Genomic DNA, 14,854 nt, shown 5'->3' with positions numbered 1-14,854 from the left:
GGGGCGGGCGATGAACACCATCCTGATCGTCGATGACGAGTACCTGATTGCCGACATCCTCGGTTACGCCCTGGAGGACGAAGGTTTTCTGGTGGAAAAGGCGAGCAACGGCCGCAAGGCGCTGGAGGCACTGAAGGAAAAGCGCGTTCAGCTGGTCATCACCGACTACATGATGCCGGTGCTCAACGGTGAGGAATTGGTGCGCTCGATGCGTGAAGACCCTGCCTTGAGCAAGTTGCCGGTCATCCTCATGAGTGGCGCGCAGGCCAACCAGGGATGCCCGCAACTGTTCGCCGCGGTGTTCGACAAACCGTTCGACATGGACTGTATGATCGCCAAGGTGCACGAACTGCTGGGCACCTGAGGCGTGGGGCGATCAAGCGCGTCCGTGCGGCTTGAGGCAGGTCGCTCAGTGCGAGTCGTCGTGCTTTTCCGGCGCGGGGCTGCCGGCCTGGATACGCTTGAAGATCTCTTCGCGATGGACCTGGACATCTTTCGGTGCATCGATCCCGATCCTCACCTGCATCCCTTTGACGCCCAGAATGGTGACTTTGATGTCATCGTTGATGACGATGCTTTCGCCAACCTTGCGGGTGAGTATCAGCATGTAGTTCTCCTTGGTGATGTAAAAGTCCGTCGGGCTAGTTGCCACGGCGGCGGGAGCTTGTCCCTCTTCCTTCTCATTAAAGACGCTTTCGGCGGATAGTAATTCCCCGACAGACAAATTCTGTTGCGTGTCTTCGGTCGCAGGTGCCGAAGCAAACCGCCAGCGGTTTGTCGGCCAAGGTGCTCGGTGGCAAGAATAGGGTGCTTGGCGGCCAATGGGAAATTTCTTCGCATCATGGTCTGAATAGACCGGGTTAATGGTCATCCTGTTCCTCGAGTGCCTGAAGAAACAACAGCAAGGCCACCTCTTCACGGTCCAGACCTTTGCGTACACGGTTCTTCGGCAAGTTGGCCAGGCGCCCAAGGGCATAGTGTTCAAGTACCGCCGGGTGAATGTAGCAGCGCCTGCAAACTGCCGGTGTATTGCCCAGGCGTGATGCGACCTGGCGGACGATGGCGGCAACCTGGCGTTTGGCTTCGCTCTCGGGCTCCCAGGCCAAGGGCCTGAGCAGGGCCAGGGCCAGGCTGCTTCCGGCCCAGGTGCGGTAGTCCTTGGCGGTGAAGTCGGCACCGGTCAGCTGCTGCAGAAACTGGTTGACCTCGCTGGAGCCGACACTGTGACGCTGGCCGTCGTCGTCCAGGTACTGAAACAGCGCTTGCCCGGGCAGCTCCATGCAGCGCTTGAGCAGGTTGGCCAGGCGCCGATCGTTGAGGCTGACGCTGTGCTCGACGCCACGCTTGCCGCGGAACTGGAAGCGGATGCTGCTGCCTTTCACCTCGACATGACGGTTGCGCAGGGTGGTCAGTCCATAGGACTGGTTGTCACGCAGGTAGCGCTGGTTACCGATCCGGATCAGGGTGTGGTCCAGCAGGCTGACCACCAGCGCCATCACCTTTTCCCGGTCCAGGCCCGGCCGGGCAAGGTGGGCGTGCAGCTGTGCACGCAGTTTCGGCAGGGCCTGGGCAAACGCCAGCATGCGCCCGTACTTGTGCTGGTCGCGTACTTCGCGCCACTGCGCATGGTAGCGGTACTGCTTTCGGCCACGGGCATCGCGACCTGTCGCCTGCAGGTGGCCTTGCGGGTCGGCGCAGATCCACACTTCGGTATAGGCCGGTGGGATTACCAGTGCAGCGATGCGGGCGAGAGTATCGCTGTCGCGCACCCGCTGGCCGTCGGCATCCAGGTAGATGAAGCGGCCCCGCCAGCGCCGCCGGGTCAGGCCTGGCTGGCTATCGTCGACGTAGTGCAGGGTGCGTGGAAGGGGGCAGTCAAGCATGGCTGGCAGGCCTCGATCAGGTCACTGATCAATGGACACCAGCGACGGGGCCGATGCTCAGCCTAGCAACGCCACCGATTTGATCTGCGCAAACAGCACCTGGCCCGGGTGCAGGCCGAGCTGGTCTGCCGAAAAGCGGGTGATGCGCGCTAGCAGGGCGTTGCCGCCGGCATCCAGGCTGACCAGTACATGGGCCCGGTTGGCGGCCGGGCGGCTTTCGCGCACGCGCACCGGCAGGCGGTTGAGGATGCTTGAAGTGCTGTCGGCTGCCAGGGCCAGGCTGACGTCACGTGCCTGTACCTTGACGCGCAAGGTGCTGCCCACCACCTGGGCCGGGTGGGCGATGCGCAATAGCGGCCCGTTATTGCCGGACAGGCGCAGGTCGAGTAGTTCGTAGTGCGGGTCATACCCCACCACCAGGCCCTCGAACACCACGCCGGCATCCTCGCCCTCGGCCAGCGACAGGTCGAGACGGGCCAGGGTTTCGCCGATCGGGCCGCTGGCCACTGCCTGGCCTTGCTCCAGCAACACCAGGTAGTCGGCCAGCCGCACCACTTCCTCTTGGGCATGGCTGACATACACCAGCGGGATGTCCAGTTCGTCGTGCAGGCGTTCCAGGTAGGGCAGGATCTCGCGCTTGCGCGGCCCGTCGAGGGCAGCCAGCGGCTCGTCCATCAACAGCAGGCGCGGGCTGCTGAGCAGGGCGCGGGCAATGCCCACCCGCTGCGCCTCGCCACCGGACAAGGTCGCCGGCCGACGTGCCAGCAAGTGGCCGATACCCAGCAACTGGCAGGCCTGGTCGAGGCTGACCTTGCGCTCGGCGGCGGCCACCCGCCGCCAGCCGAACTCCAGGTTGCCGCGTACCGACAGGTGCGGGAACAGGCTGGCCTCCTGGAACACATAGCCCACCGGGCGCTGGTGCGGTGCCTGGAAGAAGCCCCGGGCGCTGTCTTCCCAGATTTCGCCGTTGACTTCGATGTAGGCGCTGGCGGCCCGCTCCAGCCCGGCCAGGCAACGCAGGCAGCTGGTCTTGCCAGAACCGGAGTGGCCGAACAACGCACTGATGCCGCGGCCGGGCAGGTGCAGGTCGACGTCCAGGGTGAAGTCGTCGCGCGCCAGTTTCAGGCGCGCCACAATCGATGCGCTCATATCAGCTCCAGCCAGCCTTGCCGCGGCGTCCAGCGTACAGCAGGAGCAGCACCAGGAACGAGAATACCAGCATGGCACCGGCCAGCCAGTGCGCTTGCGAATAGGCCATGGCTTCGACATGGTCGAAGATCTGCACCGAGACCACGCGTGTCTTGTCGGGGATGTTGCCGCCGATCATCAACACCACGCCGAACTCGCCCACCGTGTGGGCGAAACCGAGGATGCTGGCGGTGATGAAGCCCGGGCGGGCCAACGGCAGCACCACGTGGACAAAGGTGTCCCAGGGGCTGGCGCGCAATGTGGCAGCCACTTCCAGCGGCCGCTGGCCAATTGCGCCAAAGGCATTCTGCAGCGGCTGGACCACGAACGGCATGGAGTAGATCACCGAGCCGATCACCAGGCCTGTGAAACTGAAAACCACGCTGCCCAGGCCCAGCGCCTGGGTCGCCTGGCCCAGCCAGCCATGCGGGCCGAGGGCGATCAGCAGGTAGAAGCCGATCACCGTGGGTGGCAGTACCAGCGGCAAGGCCACCACCGCGCCCACCGGCCCGCGCAGCCACGAGCGCGTGCGCGCCAGCCACCAGGCGATGGGCGTGCCGACGATCAGCAGGATCAGGGTAGTCAGGCTGGCCAGTTTCACGGTCAGCCAGATGGCACCCAGGTCGCTGGCGTCCAGCGGCATCAGATTTCATAACCGTAGGATTTGATCACTGCCGCGGCTTTCGGGCCCTTCAGGTAGTCGACCAGGGTCTTGGCGGCGGGGTTGTCCTTGCCTTTTTCGAGGATTACCGCGTCCTGGCGGATGGGCTCGTGCAGGGACGAGGGCACGATCCAGGCCGACCCGCTTTCGACCTTGCCATCCTTGTAGATTTGCGACAGGGCGACAAAGCCCAGCTCGGCATTGCCGGTGGAGACGAACTGGAACGCCTGGGTGATGTTCTGCCCTTCGACCAGCTTGGGCTTGGTGGTTTCGGTCAGTTTCAGCTTGTCCAGCACCTGGGTGGCGGCCAGGCCGTAGGGAGCGGTTTTCGGGTTGGCGATGGACAGGTGCTTGAACTGGTTCTTCTTCAGCACTTCGCCGTTGGCGTCGACATAGCCGGGCGTGGCCGACCACAGGGCCAGGGTGCCGATGGCGTAGGTGAAGCGCGAGCCCGGAACAATGGCCTTTTCCTGCTCGAGCTTGGCCGGGGTGCTGTCGTCGGCAGCCAGGAATACCTCGAACGGCGCCCCGTTCTTGATTTGCGTGTAGAACTGGCCGGTGGCGCCATAGGCGGCGACCAGCTTGTGGCCGGTGTCTTTTTCGAAGTTCTTGGCAATGGCCTGGATCGGCGCTGTGAAGTTCGCTGCGACCGCGACCTGGACTTCATCGGCCCAGGCATTGTTGAAGGCGAGCAGGCTGGCCAGGGCGGTGGCAGCCAGGTGGGACGGGCGGATACGCATGAAGACAGTTCCTTGGGAGTTATCGTTATAGCCTGAACTATATAGCGATAGGCCATGGGCCGGAAAGGGGGCAGGATGATGCATGGGCAGGTCCGGCCCCTTCGCGGGCTTGCCCGCTCCCACAGTACTGCGCAGCATTCAAAACCAGTGGTGAACCTGTGGGAGCGGGCAAGCCCGCGAAGAGGCGGCCGAGCCTGCTTATGCAGACGCCTGGCGGCCGATCACGGCCAGCGCCTTTTCGGCAATCTCCCGGGTCAACTCGCCCGCCGGCATATGCCTGCCCAGCCGCAACGCCTGCCCCGACCACAGGTTGCTGAAATCGCTGTTGCCTTGCGGATCCGTAATCGCCCGCAAAGGCATCAATGCCCCACCGGCCAGCGGGAAGCGCGGTGCCAGGTCGCTCATTGGCCCCAGCTCACGCATGATGCGGTTGTTGATGCCACGCGCCGGTCGGCCGGTGAACAGGTTGGTCAGCGCCGTGTCGCTGGCAGACGCGCTGTCCAGGGCCAGGCGATGCGCCGGCGAGACCTTGGCCTCGGGGCAGAACAGGTAAGCCGTGCCGATCTGCACGGCCGAAGCCCCCAAGGCCAGTGCCGCCAACAGGCCGCGGTGGTCAGCAATGCCGCCGGCGGCAATCACCGGCACGCTGACCGCATCGGCCACCTGCGGCACCAGGGCGAAGGTACCGATCTGGCTGGTGATATCGTCGCTGAGGAACATGCCGCGATGGCCGCCCGCTTCATAGCCCATGGCAATGATCGCATCACAGCCGTGGAGCTCCAGCCACTCTGCTTCTTCTACGGTGGTGGCGCTGGACAGCACCTTGGCACCACTGGCCTTCACCCGTTGCAGCAGGTCGGCCTGAGGCAGGCCGAAGTGGAAGCTCACCACCTCCGGGCGCAGTTGCTCGACCAGCTGGCAGCTCTGTTCGTCGAAAGGCGCGCGGTTGGACACCGGCGTGGGCGCCGCGAAGTCGGCACCCACTTCGTTGTAATAGGGCTCGAGCGCCTGCTTCCAGCGTGCATCGCGCTCGGCATCGGGCGCAGGCGGCTGGTGGCAGAAGAAGTTCAGGTTCAACGGGCGGCCCGGGCAGCCGGCGCGGAAGGCGGCGATCTCGGCGCGCACCTGGTCGCCCGTGAGCATGGCGCAGGGCAGGGCGCCCAAACCGCCCGCCAGGCCGACGGCAATGGCCATACCCGAGCCCGTCGCACCGGCCATGGGGGCCTGCAGAATTGGCAACTCGATGCCAAGAAAGTCGAGGATGCGGCGGTCGGGCCAGTGGCTCATGCGATTCTCCTTGCGCGGGCGAGCGGTAAGGCGAAGCGGGGGCTTACAAGGCTTTGCTGACCTGGATGTCGCTGATCTTCTCGGCGTCTTCGCCGTGAATCTTGCGCAGGGCTTCCAGGGCTTGTTCGAGGGAAGCGTCGGGCATCAGCGCGAAGTCCCAGCGGCGCTGGCCGTCGAGTTTGTACTTGATGACGTACTTGGTGGTCTGGGTCATGGTGGTCTTATCTGAGTTTCGATGATGAACGACGGACGATCTTGATCTTGTGGGTCAAGGTTGGCTTGCGGGTGACCGAGATCGGGCGGGTTGTCACGGTATCGATGGTGATGTTCCAGAAACCGGTGCTGGGCACGGTGATCTTCGCCGGGAACTTGTCGAAATGGCCACCGTGGTAGGTGTGACGGCCGCCGTTCTTGAAGCTGCGGAAGTTGGCGTCGTTCATCAGGCGGATATTGCAGCGCTGGGAGCACTCGATGACGACAATGTCGTCCTCGTTCAGATGCTCGCGCTGGTGTACGAATTTCATGTGATGCTCCGCAAGGATTGGTTCTGCAAACGCGAAAGATACCACGATGTCGAGTTACACTGCCGCGCTGTTCCGCCAGGCGTAGATAAATCTGCCAAAGCAGGGAGCAAAACGGCCTGGCTGTGGTCGAAGCGGATTCTTGAAGGCAGAGGTGCTGCAAATGAAGTGGATGGTGGCGGCGTTGGCGGTGACGCTGGGTGGCTGTGTGAGTGTTACCGAACTGGAACAGTCGCGTGAAACGCTGGATGTGATCTCCGGCAAGTCCCCGCGCGCGTATGCCGATTGCGTCAAGCAGAAGCTGGCCGATACCCGCGACCCGCTGGTGGAAGAGCAGCGCGGCGATGGCCTGCGGCTGATCGTGCCACAGAAGATCAGCTCGGGCGTGGGCCCGGCGGCGCTGGTGGATATAGACAAGCGTGGCAGCGGCAGCAGCATCAAGCTGCACGAGCGGCTGAACAACTTCCCGCTGCGCCTGGGCGACGTGCGCACCGCAGCCACCCAATGCATCTCCGGGAGTTGATCCAGCGCAACTGATCACGCTCCTTTTGCTTATATGTTTTAGGCCTAAGCATATAACAATAGAAAAGGAGATTCGTGATGACACCGTTGAGACGCGTCGTGATCGGCAGCCTGCTGATCCTGGCCTGGCCCGCGGCGCATGCCGCCGATGGCCAGAAAGTCTTCACCCAGGGCGGGGCCAACCCCGCCGCCATGGCTTGCCTGGGTTGCCATGGCCCGGACGGCAAGGGCATTGCCGCTGCCGGCTTCCCACGCCTGGCCGGGCTGCCGGCCGCTTACCTCAGCAAGCAATTGCATGATTTGCGCAGCGGCAGCCGCAAGCAGCCGGTGATGGAGCCGCTTGCCAAGGCCCTGAGCGAGGATGAGATCAAGGCTGTCAGCACCTATCTGGCCAGCCTGCCGGCAGACCCTGCAAGCGACCTGCGTCGCCAGCAGATTGCCGATGACCCGACCACCCGCATGGCCCTGTACGGTGACTGGAGCCGGCAGATTCCTGGTTGCGTGCAATGCCATGGCCCGGGTGGTGGCGGGGTTGGCGAACACTTTCCGCCCCTGGCCGGCCAGCCCGCCAGTTACCTGGTGGCGCAGCTCAATGCCTGGCGTGACGGCACCCGCAGCAATGACCCCAACCAGCTGATGGTCGGTGTGGCAAAGGCCATGACCGATGACGAGATCAAGGCTGTTGCCGAGTTCTTCGCCCGCCCCGCCAGCCAGGAGGTCAAGCCATGAAACCGATGATTCCAGCCCTGTTGCTGCTGGCCATGGGCAGCGCCCAGGCCGCCCAGATCGCCATGGAAGACCAGTCGCAGTTGAAAGTGCCTGGCGTGCAGGCCGCGCCGCAGTTCGTGCCGCCAGCGGAAAGCGAGTTGCCTGACAATGCCTTTGGCAAGATGGTGCGTGAGGGGCATGCCTTGTTCGTCGACACCCGCAGGTTGATGCCCGAGGCCGTGGGCAATGGCATGAACTGCAGCAACTGCCACCTTGACCAGGGGCGGCTGGCGCATTCCGCGCCGATGTGGGGGGCGTACCCGATGTACCCCGCCTACCGCAAGAAAAACGACAAGGTCAACACCTACGCCGAGCGTATCCAGGGCTGCTTCCAGTTCAGCATGAACGGCAAGCCGCCTGCGGCCGACAGCCCGCAGATGACGGCGTTGGCGGTGTATTCATACTGGCTGTCGACCAAGGCGCCGACCGGCGTGGAGATTGCCGGGCGTGGCTACCCGGAGGTGCCGCAGCCCAAGGGCGGATACGACTTCAAGCGCGGCCAGCAGGTTTATCGTGAGCAGTGTGCGATTTGCCACGGCGACAACGGCGAGGGGCAGAAGGTGGCGGGCGAGTATGTGATGCCGCCGCTGTGGGGCAAGGACTCCTACAACTGGGGCGCCGGCATGCACCGCATCAATACTGCGGCGTCGTTCATCAAGTACAACATGCCGCTGGGCAAGCCGGGCAGCCTGAGTGACCAGCAGGCCTGGGACGTGGCGGCCTGGGTCAACCGCCATGAAAGGCCGCAGGATCCGCGTCTGGTGGAAGGCTCCATCGAGAAAACGCGGGTGAAGTTCCATGCCAACGATGGGGTGAACCTGTATGGGCAGAAGGTCGATGGGGTGCTGATCGGGCAGGGCACCGGTAGCTGATTGCCTGCCAGGCCAATACAGGCACCCCCATTTGCTGTCATCCAGCTGTCGTGGATGACAGCAATATTTACGATCCCCCGGAACTATCTACACTGGGTTATCTCTATCTTCCCATCGATCGGCCACAGGTGGGGCATTGTAAGGTGACTGCCGCCTGATTAGACTGCGCCGAATTCCACAGGCCTAGCCTTTTTTAAGGACGTATATGATCAAGAAATGCTTGTTCCCGGCAGCCGGTTACGGCACCCGCTTCCTGCCCGCTACCAAAGCCATGCCCAAGGAAATGCTGCCGGTGGTCAACAAGCCACTGATCCAGTATGGCGTTGAAGAGGCACTGGATGCCGGTCTGAACGAGATCTCCATCGTCACCGGGCGCGGCAAGCGTGCTCTGGAAGACCACTTCGACATCAGCTATGAGCTGGAAAACCAGATCAAGGGCACCGACAAGGAAAAATACCTGGTTGGTATCCGTCGCCTGCTCGACGAGTGCTCGTTCTCCTACACCCGCCAGACCGAAATGAAAGGCCTGGGCCACGCCATCCTGACCGGCCGCCCGCTGATCGGTGACGAGCCTTTCGCCGTGGTGCTGGCGGACGACCTGTGCGTGAACCCGGAAGGTGACGGCGTACTGACCCAGATGGTCAAGCTGTATAACCAGTTCCGTTGCTCGATCGTCGCCATCCAGGAAGTCGATCCGCAGGAAACCAACAAGTACGGCGTGATCGCCGGCGACATGATCCGTGACGACATTTTCCGCGTCACCAACATGGTCGAGAAGCCAAAGCCGGAAGATGCCCCGTCGAACCTGGCGATCATCGGTCGCTACATCCTGACCCCGGACATCTTCGACATCATCGCCAACACCGAGCCGGGCAAAGGCGGCGAGATCCAGATCACCGACGCCCTGATGCAACAGGCGCAGAACGGCTGCGTGATCGCCTACAAGTTCAAAGGCAAGCGTTTCGACTGCGGTGGTGCCGAAGGCTACATCGACGCGACCAACTTCTGCTTCGAGAACTACTACAAGACTGGCAAGGCTTACTGATAAGCCGCTAGTTGCTTGAGACTGGGGCCGCTTTGCACCCCTTCGCAAGCTCGCCCGCTCCTACAGGTATTGTGCAGACCTTCAAGGTTGCGCCGGTACTGTGGGAGCGGGCGGGCCCGCGAAGGGGCGCAAAGCGGCCCCAGTGCGTTATGCTGGGCGCCTGCCTAGGGGAGTGAATACATGGCCTACGATTTTGATCTGTTCGTGATTGGTGCCGGGTCCGGCGGTGTACGCGCGGCGCGGTTTGCCGCCGGCTTCGGGGCAAAGGTGGCAGTGGCCGAGAGCCGCTACCTGGGCGGTACCTGTGTCAACGTCGGCTGCGTGCCGAAAAAACTGCTGGTGTACGGGGCACATGTCGCCGACGAACTGGAGCAGGCCGCAGGCTTCGGCTGGACCCTGGAAGAAGGGCATTTCGACTGGGGCACCCTGATTGCCAACAAGAACCGGGAAATCGAGCGCCTCAACGGCATCTACCGCAACCTGCTGGTCAACAGCGGGGTCACCTTGCTGCAGGGGCATGCGCGTCTGACCGGTGCCAACGAAGTGGAAGTGGACGGCCAGCGCTACACCGCCGAGCACATCCTAATCGCCACCGGTGGCTGGCCACAGGTGCCGGATATTCCGGGCAAGGAACTGGCCATCACCTCCAACGAAGCCTTCTACCTCAAGGAGCTGCCACGCCGAGTGCTGGTGGTGGGCGGTGGCTATATCGCGGTCGAGTTCGCTGGCATCTTCCAGGGCCTGGGGGCGGCTACCACGCTGCTGTACCGTGGCGACCTGTTCCTGCGTGGCTTCGACGGTTCGGTACGCACGCACCTGAAGGAAGAACTGGAAAAGCGCGGGCTCGACCTGCAGTTCAACGCCGACATCCAGCGCATCGACAAGCTCGAGGACGGCAGCCTCAAGGCCACCCTCAAGGATGGGCGCGAGCTGGTCACCGATTGCGTGTTCTATGCCACCGGCCGGCGCCCGATGCTGGACAACCTGGGCCTGGAAAACACCGGCGTCGAGCTGGACGCACGGGGTTACATTCGTGTTGACCAGCAGTACCAGACCACCGCGCCGTCGATCCTGGCCATTGGCGACGTGATTGGCCGCGTGCAACTCACTCCGGTGGCTCTGGCCGAAGGCATGGCCGTGGCCCGGCGCCTGTTCAAGCCCGAGCAATACCGCCCTGTGGACTACCAGAACATCCCCACCGCAGTATTCAGCCAGCCGCCGATCGGCACCGTGGGCCTGACCGAGGAGCAGGCGCTGGAGGCCGGGCACAAGGTACAGGTATTCGAGAGCCGCTTCCGTGCGATGAAACTGACCCTGACCGACATCCAGGAAAAGACCCTGATGAAGCTGGTGGTCGATGCCGAGACTGACAAGGTACTGGGTTGCCACATGGTTGGCCCCGACGCCGGCGAGATCATCCAGGGCCTGGGCATTGCCCTGAAGGCCGGTGCGACCAAGCAACAGTTCGACGAAACCATTGGCGTGCACCCGACCGCGGCCGAAGAGTTCGTGACCATGCGCACGGTCACCCGCTGACGCCACTGGCCCCATCGCCGGCAAGCCAGCTCCACAGCTATCGCACAAGTCCAGAGACCTGCGCTGTACCTGAGGGAGCTGGCTTGCCGGCAATGGGGCCCTTGAATGCCCCCCGCAATCCTTTGCTCAGCCCATTCCCTTCTATTAATTATCCTCGGTTATAGCCAAAACCAATCAAAAGCATGAGCTTTGCCAATGAGCCTTTCGCGGGATCAGCGGTTAGGATTCTCTCCATCAAATGTTTCCAACCCCATGAAGGAGCGTCTCTCATGCCAATCATCAACAGCCAGGTCAAACCGTTCAACGCCACCGCCTACCACAAGGGCGAATTCGTCCAGGTCAGCGAAGCCGACCTGAAAGGCAAGTGGTCTGTCGTGTTCTTCTACCCGGCCGACTTCACCTTCGTCTGCCCGACCGAGCTGGGTGACCTTGCTGACAACTACGCCGAGTTCCAGAAGCTGGGCGTGGAAATCTACGGCGTGTCCACCGACACCCACTTCACCCACAAAGCCTGGCACGACACTTCGGACACCATCGGCAAGATCCAGTACCCGCTGATCGGTGACCCGACCCACGTCATCTCGCGCAACTTCGACGTGCTGATCGAAGAAGCCGGCCTGGCCGATCGCGGTACCTTCGTGATCAACCCGGAAGGCCAGATCAAGATCGTCGAACTGAACGACGGTGGTGTAGGCCGCGATGCTGCCGAACTGCTGCGCAAAGTGAAAGCTGCCCAGTACGTTGCCGCTCACCCAGGCGAAGTTTGCCCGGCCAAGTGGAAAGAAGGCGAAGCCACCCTGGCGCCATCGCTGGACCTGGTCGGCAAGATCTAATTTTCGCCCGATAAGCGCCTGCGCGACGACCATGCTGCGTTGAAAACAGGCTCGGAATGCTCATTGACAACCTGTCAACTCCGCTTCCTCGCCTGTTTTCGCCTTGCCTGATCGCCGCGCAGGCACTTCTCGAACGAAAATCCGATCATGCGCTTGACGCGGGCGGTGAGCAGCCGCCAAAGCTGAAGTACTTACCGCCCCGTCAAACGCCCGGGCGACCTCGCCTGGGCGTTTTTGTATTCGAGTTTTGAAAAAGGAATCGCCCGTATGTTGGACGCCACGCTTAAATCGCAACTGAAAACCTACCTGGAGCGGGTCACCCAGCCGATCGAGATCGTTGCCTCCCTCGACGACGGCGCGAAATCCCGCGAATTGCACGACCTGCTGGCGGAAATTGCCAGCCTGTCGAATCTTATTACCTTCAGTGCGGACGGCAGCGATGCCCGTCGTCCATCGTTCTCGCTGAACCGCCCGGGGGCCGACATAAGCCTGCGCTTCGCCGGCATCCCCATGGGCCACGAATTCACCTCGCTGGTGCTGGCACTGCTGCAAGTCGGCGGCCACCCCTCGAAGGCCAGTGCCGAAGTGATCGAGCAGATCCAGGCACTGGAAGGCGAGTTCACCTTCGAAACCTACTTCTCGCTGTCGTGCCAGAACTGCCCGGATGTGGTCCAGGCGCTCAACCTGATGGCGGTGCTCAACCCCAACGTACGCCACGTGGCCATCGACGGCGCGCTTTTCCAGGCGGAAGTGGAATCGCGCAAGATCATGGCGGTGCCGAGCATCTACCTGAACGGCGAAGTGTTCGGCCAGGGCCGCATGGGCCTGGAAGAAATCCTTGGCAAGATCGACACCAACGCAGGCAGCCGCCAGGCCGAGAAGATCAATGCCAAGGACGCCTTCGACGTGCTGGTGGTAGGTGGTGGCCCAGCCGGTGCTTCGGCAGCCATCTATGCCGCCCGTAAAGGCATCCGCACCGGTATTGCGGCCGAGCGTTTCGGCGGCCAGGTGCTCGATACCCTGGCCATCGAGAACTTCATCTCGGTACAGGAAACCGAAGGGCCGAAGCTGGCCACGGCGCTGGAAGAGCACGTCAAGCAGTACGACGTGGACATCATGAACCTGCAGCGCGGTGAAGCCTTGATCCCGGCCACCGATGGCGGCCTGCACGAAGTGCGCCTGGCCGGCGGCGCATCGCTCAAGGCCAAGACCGTAATCCTGGCCACCGGTGCACGCTGGCGCGAAATGAACGTGCCGGGCGAGCAGGAATACCGCGCCCGTGGCGTAGCCTACTGCCCGCACTGCGACGGCCCGCTGTTCAAGGGCAAACGCGTGGCGGTGATCGGTGGTGGCAACTCCGGCGTGGAAGCGGCCATCGACCTGGCGGGTATCGTTGCCCAGGTAACACTGATCGAGTTCGACAGCCAGCTGCGTGCCGATGCCGTGCTGCAGCGCAAGTTGCACAGCCTGCCGAACGTGAAGGTGATCACCAGTGCGCTGACCACCGAAGTGCTGGGCAATGGCGAAAAGGTGACCGGCCTGCGTTACAAGGACCGCACCAACGACCAGCAGCATGAAGTGGCGCTGGAAGGCATCTTCGTGCAGATCGGCCTGCTGCCGAATACCGACTGGCTGAAAGGCACCCTCGAGCTCTCGCCGCGTGGCGAGATCATCGTCAACGCCAAGGGCCAGACCAGCATCCCGGGTGTGTTTGCGGCGGGTGACGTGACGACCGTGCCGTACAAGCAGATCGTGATCGCGGTGGGTGAGGGGGCCAAGGCATCGCTGGCGGCCTTTGACCACCTGATTCGCACTTCGGCACCGGCGTAAGCCCGTACCGGCCTCTTCGCAGCGCAAGGCTGCTCCTACAGGGAATTCCACAGTATTCAAAAACTGTGCGGAATCTGTAGGAGCAGCCTTCTGCTGCGAAGAGGCCAGTACAAACAAAGCAGTACATGAGGATGTCTATGATTACTGCAGACACCCTCAGGAATCACACCCATGACCCTGATCAGCCGCGAACCCTGGTGGCTAGTCCCCCCGAAACCCGGGCAGCAAGAGCAGGACCTGCACTGGGGCTACCTGGAAATCTACGCCGACGGCCGCACCGTGTTCGTCGACCAGCGCCCGAGTGACCGAGAGCTGGCCGAGCGCAAGAGTTGCCGCAACTTCCCAGACCCCGAGCCGTGACGGCTCAGCCTTCCAGCTCGGCCAGGCGTGCCTCCAGCGCCGCGATGCGGGCTTCGAGGGCTTCGATGCGTTCTTCCGACACATTGCCGCCGCTGCTGCGTGCCCCGCCTTCCTGCTGCCGTGCAGCCAGGATCGCCTCGATTTCCGCCGGGTCGCCCAAGGCATGGGTGTAGCGGTCTTCGCGCTGGCCGGGCTGGCGTGGCAGGTGCAAGGCCAGGCCGCGCGAGATCAGGCGTTCCAGCTGGTGCTGGATCTGCTCGGTGTCGTCGAAGTCGTGCAGGCGGTTGCTGCGGGTCAGCAGTTCGTTGAGGGTTTGCGGCCCGCGCAGGAACATCAGGCCCATCAGCACCAGTTGCGCCGGTACCAGCTCCAGTGCTTTGTCCACCCTCTGTTCCCAGCGGTCGGCGCGGCTGCCCATCTGCAGGCGGGTCATGTCTTGCCCTTCGAGGGCGCGCAGGGCCTGGCCGACCTGGCCTTGGGTGAGGTTCATCACCGGTTCGCGGCTGGTCTTCTGGTTGCAGGCCAGGACCAGGGCGTTGAGGGTCAGCGGGTAACTTTCAGGGCTGGTGGCCTGCTTCTCGATCAGCGAGCCGAGAACACGGATCTCGATGCTGTTGAAGCGGCCTTCGCCGACGGTTTCGTGTTCTGACATGGCCCTGTCTCATTGCTGGGGAAAGGCCACTAGCCTAGGTAAAGCGCCAGGCTTAAGCAATCACTGGGATCATCGCCGGCAAGCCAGCTCCCACAGGTACAGCACAAGCCGTAAGGCCGGCACTATCCCTGTGGGAGCTGGCTTGCCGGCGAAAGG

The 14,854-nt window shown here is 63.0% G+C and carries 18 protein-coding genes; 9 read left to right on the top strand and 9 right to left on the bottom strand.

The window, feature by feature from the left end; all coding sequences use genetic code 11:
• Positions 1–10 precede the first annotated feature (10 nt).
• On the top strand, positions 11–364 hold the full coding sequence (locus V3314_RS19745; RefSeq protein ID WP_046614972.1) for a response regulator: 354 nt from the start codon (positions 11–13) through the stop codon (positions 362–364).
• A gap of 45 nt (positions 365–409) precedes the next feature.
• Here the strand turns inward: V3314_RS19745 and csrA are convergent, their stop codons facing one another.
• The 8 genes from csrA to V3314_RS19705 all read right to left on the bottom strand — a co-directional run bounded on the left by csrA (position 410) and on the right by V3314_RS19705 (position 6,283).
• Positions 410–607 carry a carbon storage regulator CsrA gene (csrA, locus tag V3314_RS19740; protein ID WP_004375914.1) on the bottom strand — a complete coding sequence of 66 codons (198 nt, stop codon included), beginning with the start codon at positions 605–607 and terminating at the stop codon, positions 410–412.
• 253 nt (positions 608–860) lie between these two features.
• Positions 861–1,883, bottom strand: coding sequence for a DNA topoisomerase IB (locus V3314_RS19735; protein WP_046614973.1), 1,023 nt, complete (start codon positions 1,881–1,883; stop codon positions 861–863).
• Between the two features lie 57 nt (positions 1,884–1,940).
• Positions 1,941–3,032, bottom strand: a complete 1,092-nt coding sequence (gene modC, locus V3314_RS19730; RefSeq protein ID WP_338459564.1) for a molybdenum ABC transporter ATP-binding protein — start codon at positions 3,030–3,032, stop codon at positions 1,941–1,943.
• Position 3,033: 1 nt separating this feature from the next.
• Positions 3,034–3,714, bottom strand: a complete 681-nt coding sequence (gene modB, locus V3314_RS19725; RefSeq protein WP_025339672.1) for a molybdate ABC transporter permease subunit — start codon at positions 3,712–3,714, stop codon at positions 3,034–3,036.
• Complete coding sequence (gene modA, locus V3314_RS19720; protein WP_046614975.1) at positions 3,714–4,472, bottom strand: molybdate ABC transporter substrate-binding protein; 759 nt, start codon at positions 4,470–4,472, stop codon at positions 3,714–3,716. Before modA ends, modB begins: the two co-directional genes overlap by 1 nt.
• A 198-nt stretch (positions 4,473–4,670) precedes the next feature.
• A complete protein-coding gene (locus tag V3314_RS19715) occupies positions 4,671–5,759 on the bottom strand; it encodes a nitronate monooxygenase family protein (RefSeq protein ID WP_046614976.1) in 1,089 nt (362 codons plus the stop codon).
• 43 nt (positions 5,760–5,802) lie between these two features.
• Positions 5,803–5,973, bottom strand: a complete 171-nt coding sequence (locus tag V3314_RS19710) for a hypothetical protein (protein WP_013973186.1) — start codon at positions 5,971–5,973, stop codon at positions 5,803–5,805.
• Positions 5,974–5,980: 7 nt separating this feature from the next.
• Positions 5,981–6,283, bottom strand: a complete 303-nt coding sequence (locus tag V3314_RS19705) for a DUF1883 domain-containing protein (RefSeq protein WP_004375922.1) — start codon at positions 6,281–6,283, stop codon at positions 5,981–5,983.
• 160 nt (positions 6,284–6,443) lie between these two features.
• On the opposite strand from V3314_RS19705, the gene V3314_RS19700 reads away from it, so the two are divergent.
• The 8 genes from V3314_RS19700 to V3314_RS19665 all read left to right on the top strand — a co-directional run bounded on the left by V3314_RS19700 (position 6,444) and on the right by V3314_RS19665 (position 14,046).
• On the top strand, positions 6,444–6,803 hold the full coding sequence (locus V3314_RS19700; protein WP_025339668.1) for a hypothetical protein: 360 nt from the start codon (positions 6,444–6,446) through the stop codon (positions 6,801–6,803).
• A 77-nt stretch (positions 6,804–6,880) separates the two neighbouring features.
• Entirely contained in the window at positions 6,881–7,531 is a 651-nt protein-coding gene (locus V3314_RS19695) for a c-type cytochrome (RefSeq protein WP_046614977.1), read from the top strand.
• Positions 7,528–8,442, top strand: coding sequence for a c-type cytochrome (locus tag V3314_RS19690; protein ID WP_046614978.1), 915 nt, complete (start codon positions 7,528–7,530; stop codon positions 8,440–8,442). The genes V3314_RS19695 and V3314_RS19690 overlap by 4 nt, the downstream gene beginning before the upstream one ends.
• Positions 8,443–8,647: 205 nt before the next feature.
• Positions 8,648–9,487 (top strand): UTP--glucose-1-phosphate uridylyltransferase GalU, encoded by an 840-nt coding sequence (gene galU, locus V3314_RS19685; RefSeq protein ID WP_013973181.1) that lies wholly within the window; start codon positions 8,648–8,650, stop codon positions 9,485–9,487.
• Positions 9,488–9,667: 180 nt separating this feature from the next.
• Positions 9,668–11,023: a glutathione-disulfide reductase gene (gene gorA / locus V3314_RS19680; protein WP_322492626.1), complete on the top strand. Its 1,356-nt coding sequence runs from the start codon at positions 9,668–9,670 to the stop codon at positions 11,021–11,023.
• A 269-nt stretch (positions 11,024–11,292) separates the two neighbouring features.
• Positions 11,293–11,856: an alkyl hydroperoxide reductase subunit C gene (gene ahpC / locus V3314_RS19675; protein ID WP_004375926.1), complete on the top strand. Its 564-nt coding sequence runs from the start codon at positions 11,293–11,295 to the stop codon at positions 11,854–11,856.
• A gap of 267 nt (positions 11,857–12,123) precedes the next feature.
• Positions 12,124–13,686 carry an alkyl hydroperoxide reductase subunit F gene (gene ahpF / locus V3314_RS19670; RefSeq protein ID WP_338459563.1) on the top strand — a complete coding sequence of 521 codons (1,563 nt, stop codon included), beginning with the start codon at positions 12,124–12,126 and terminating at the stop codon, positions 13,684–13,686.
• A 171-nt stretch (positions 13,687–13,857) separates the two neighbouring features.
• Positions 13,858–14,046, top strand: coding sequence for a hypothetical protein (locus tag V3314_RS19665; protein ID WP_013973178.1), 189 nt, complete (start codon positions 13,858–13,860; stop codon positions 14,044–14,046).
• Between the two features lie 4 nt (positions 14,047–14,050).
• Here V3314_RS19665 and V3314_RS19660 read toward each other — a convergent pair whose 3' ends face one another.
• Positions 14,051–14,698 (bottom strand): DUF480 domain-containing protein, encoded by a 648-nt coding sequence (locus V3314_RS19660; RefSeq protein WP_046614981.1) that lies wholly within the window; start codon positions 14,696–14,698, stop codon positions 14,051–14,053.
• Positions 14,699–14,854: the final 156 nt, after the last annotated feature.

Origin of the sequence: Pseudomonas sp. TE3-3-F2023, from assembly GCF_036784815.1 — a bacterium.
Classification (GTDB): domain Bacteria; phylum Pseudomonadota; class Gammaproteobacteria; order Pseudomonadales; family Pseudomonadaceae; genus Aquipseudomonas; species Aquipseudomonas pudica.
This window is presented reverse-complemented; position numbering and strand designations above follow the sequence as displayed.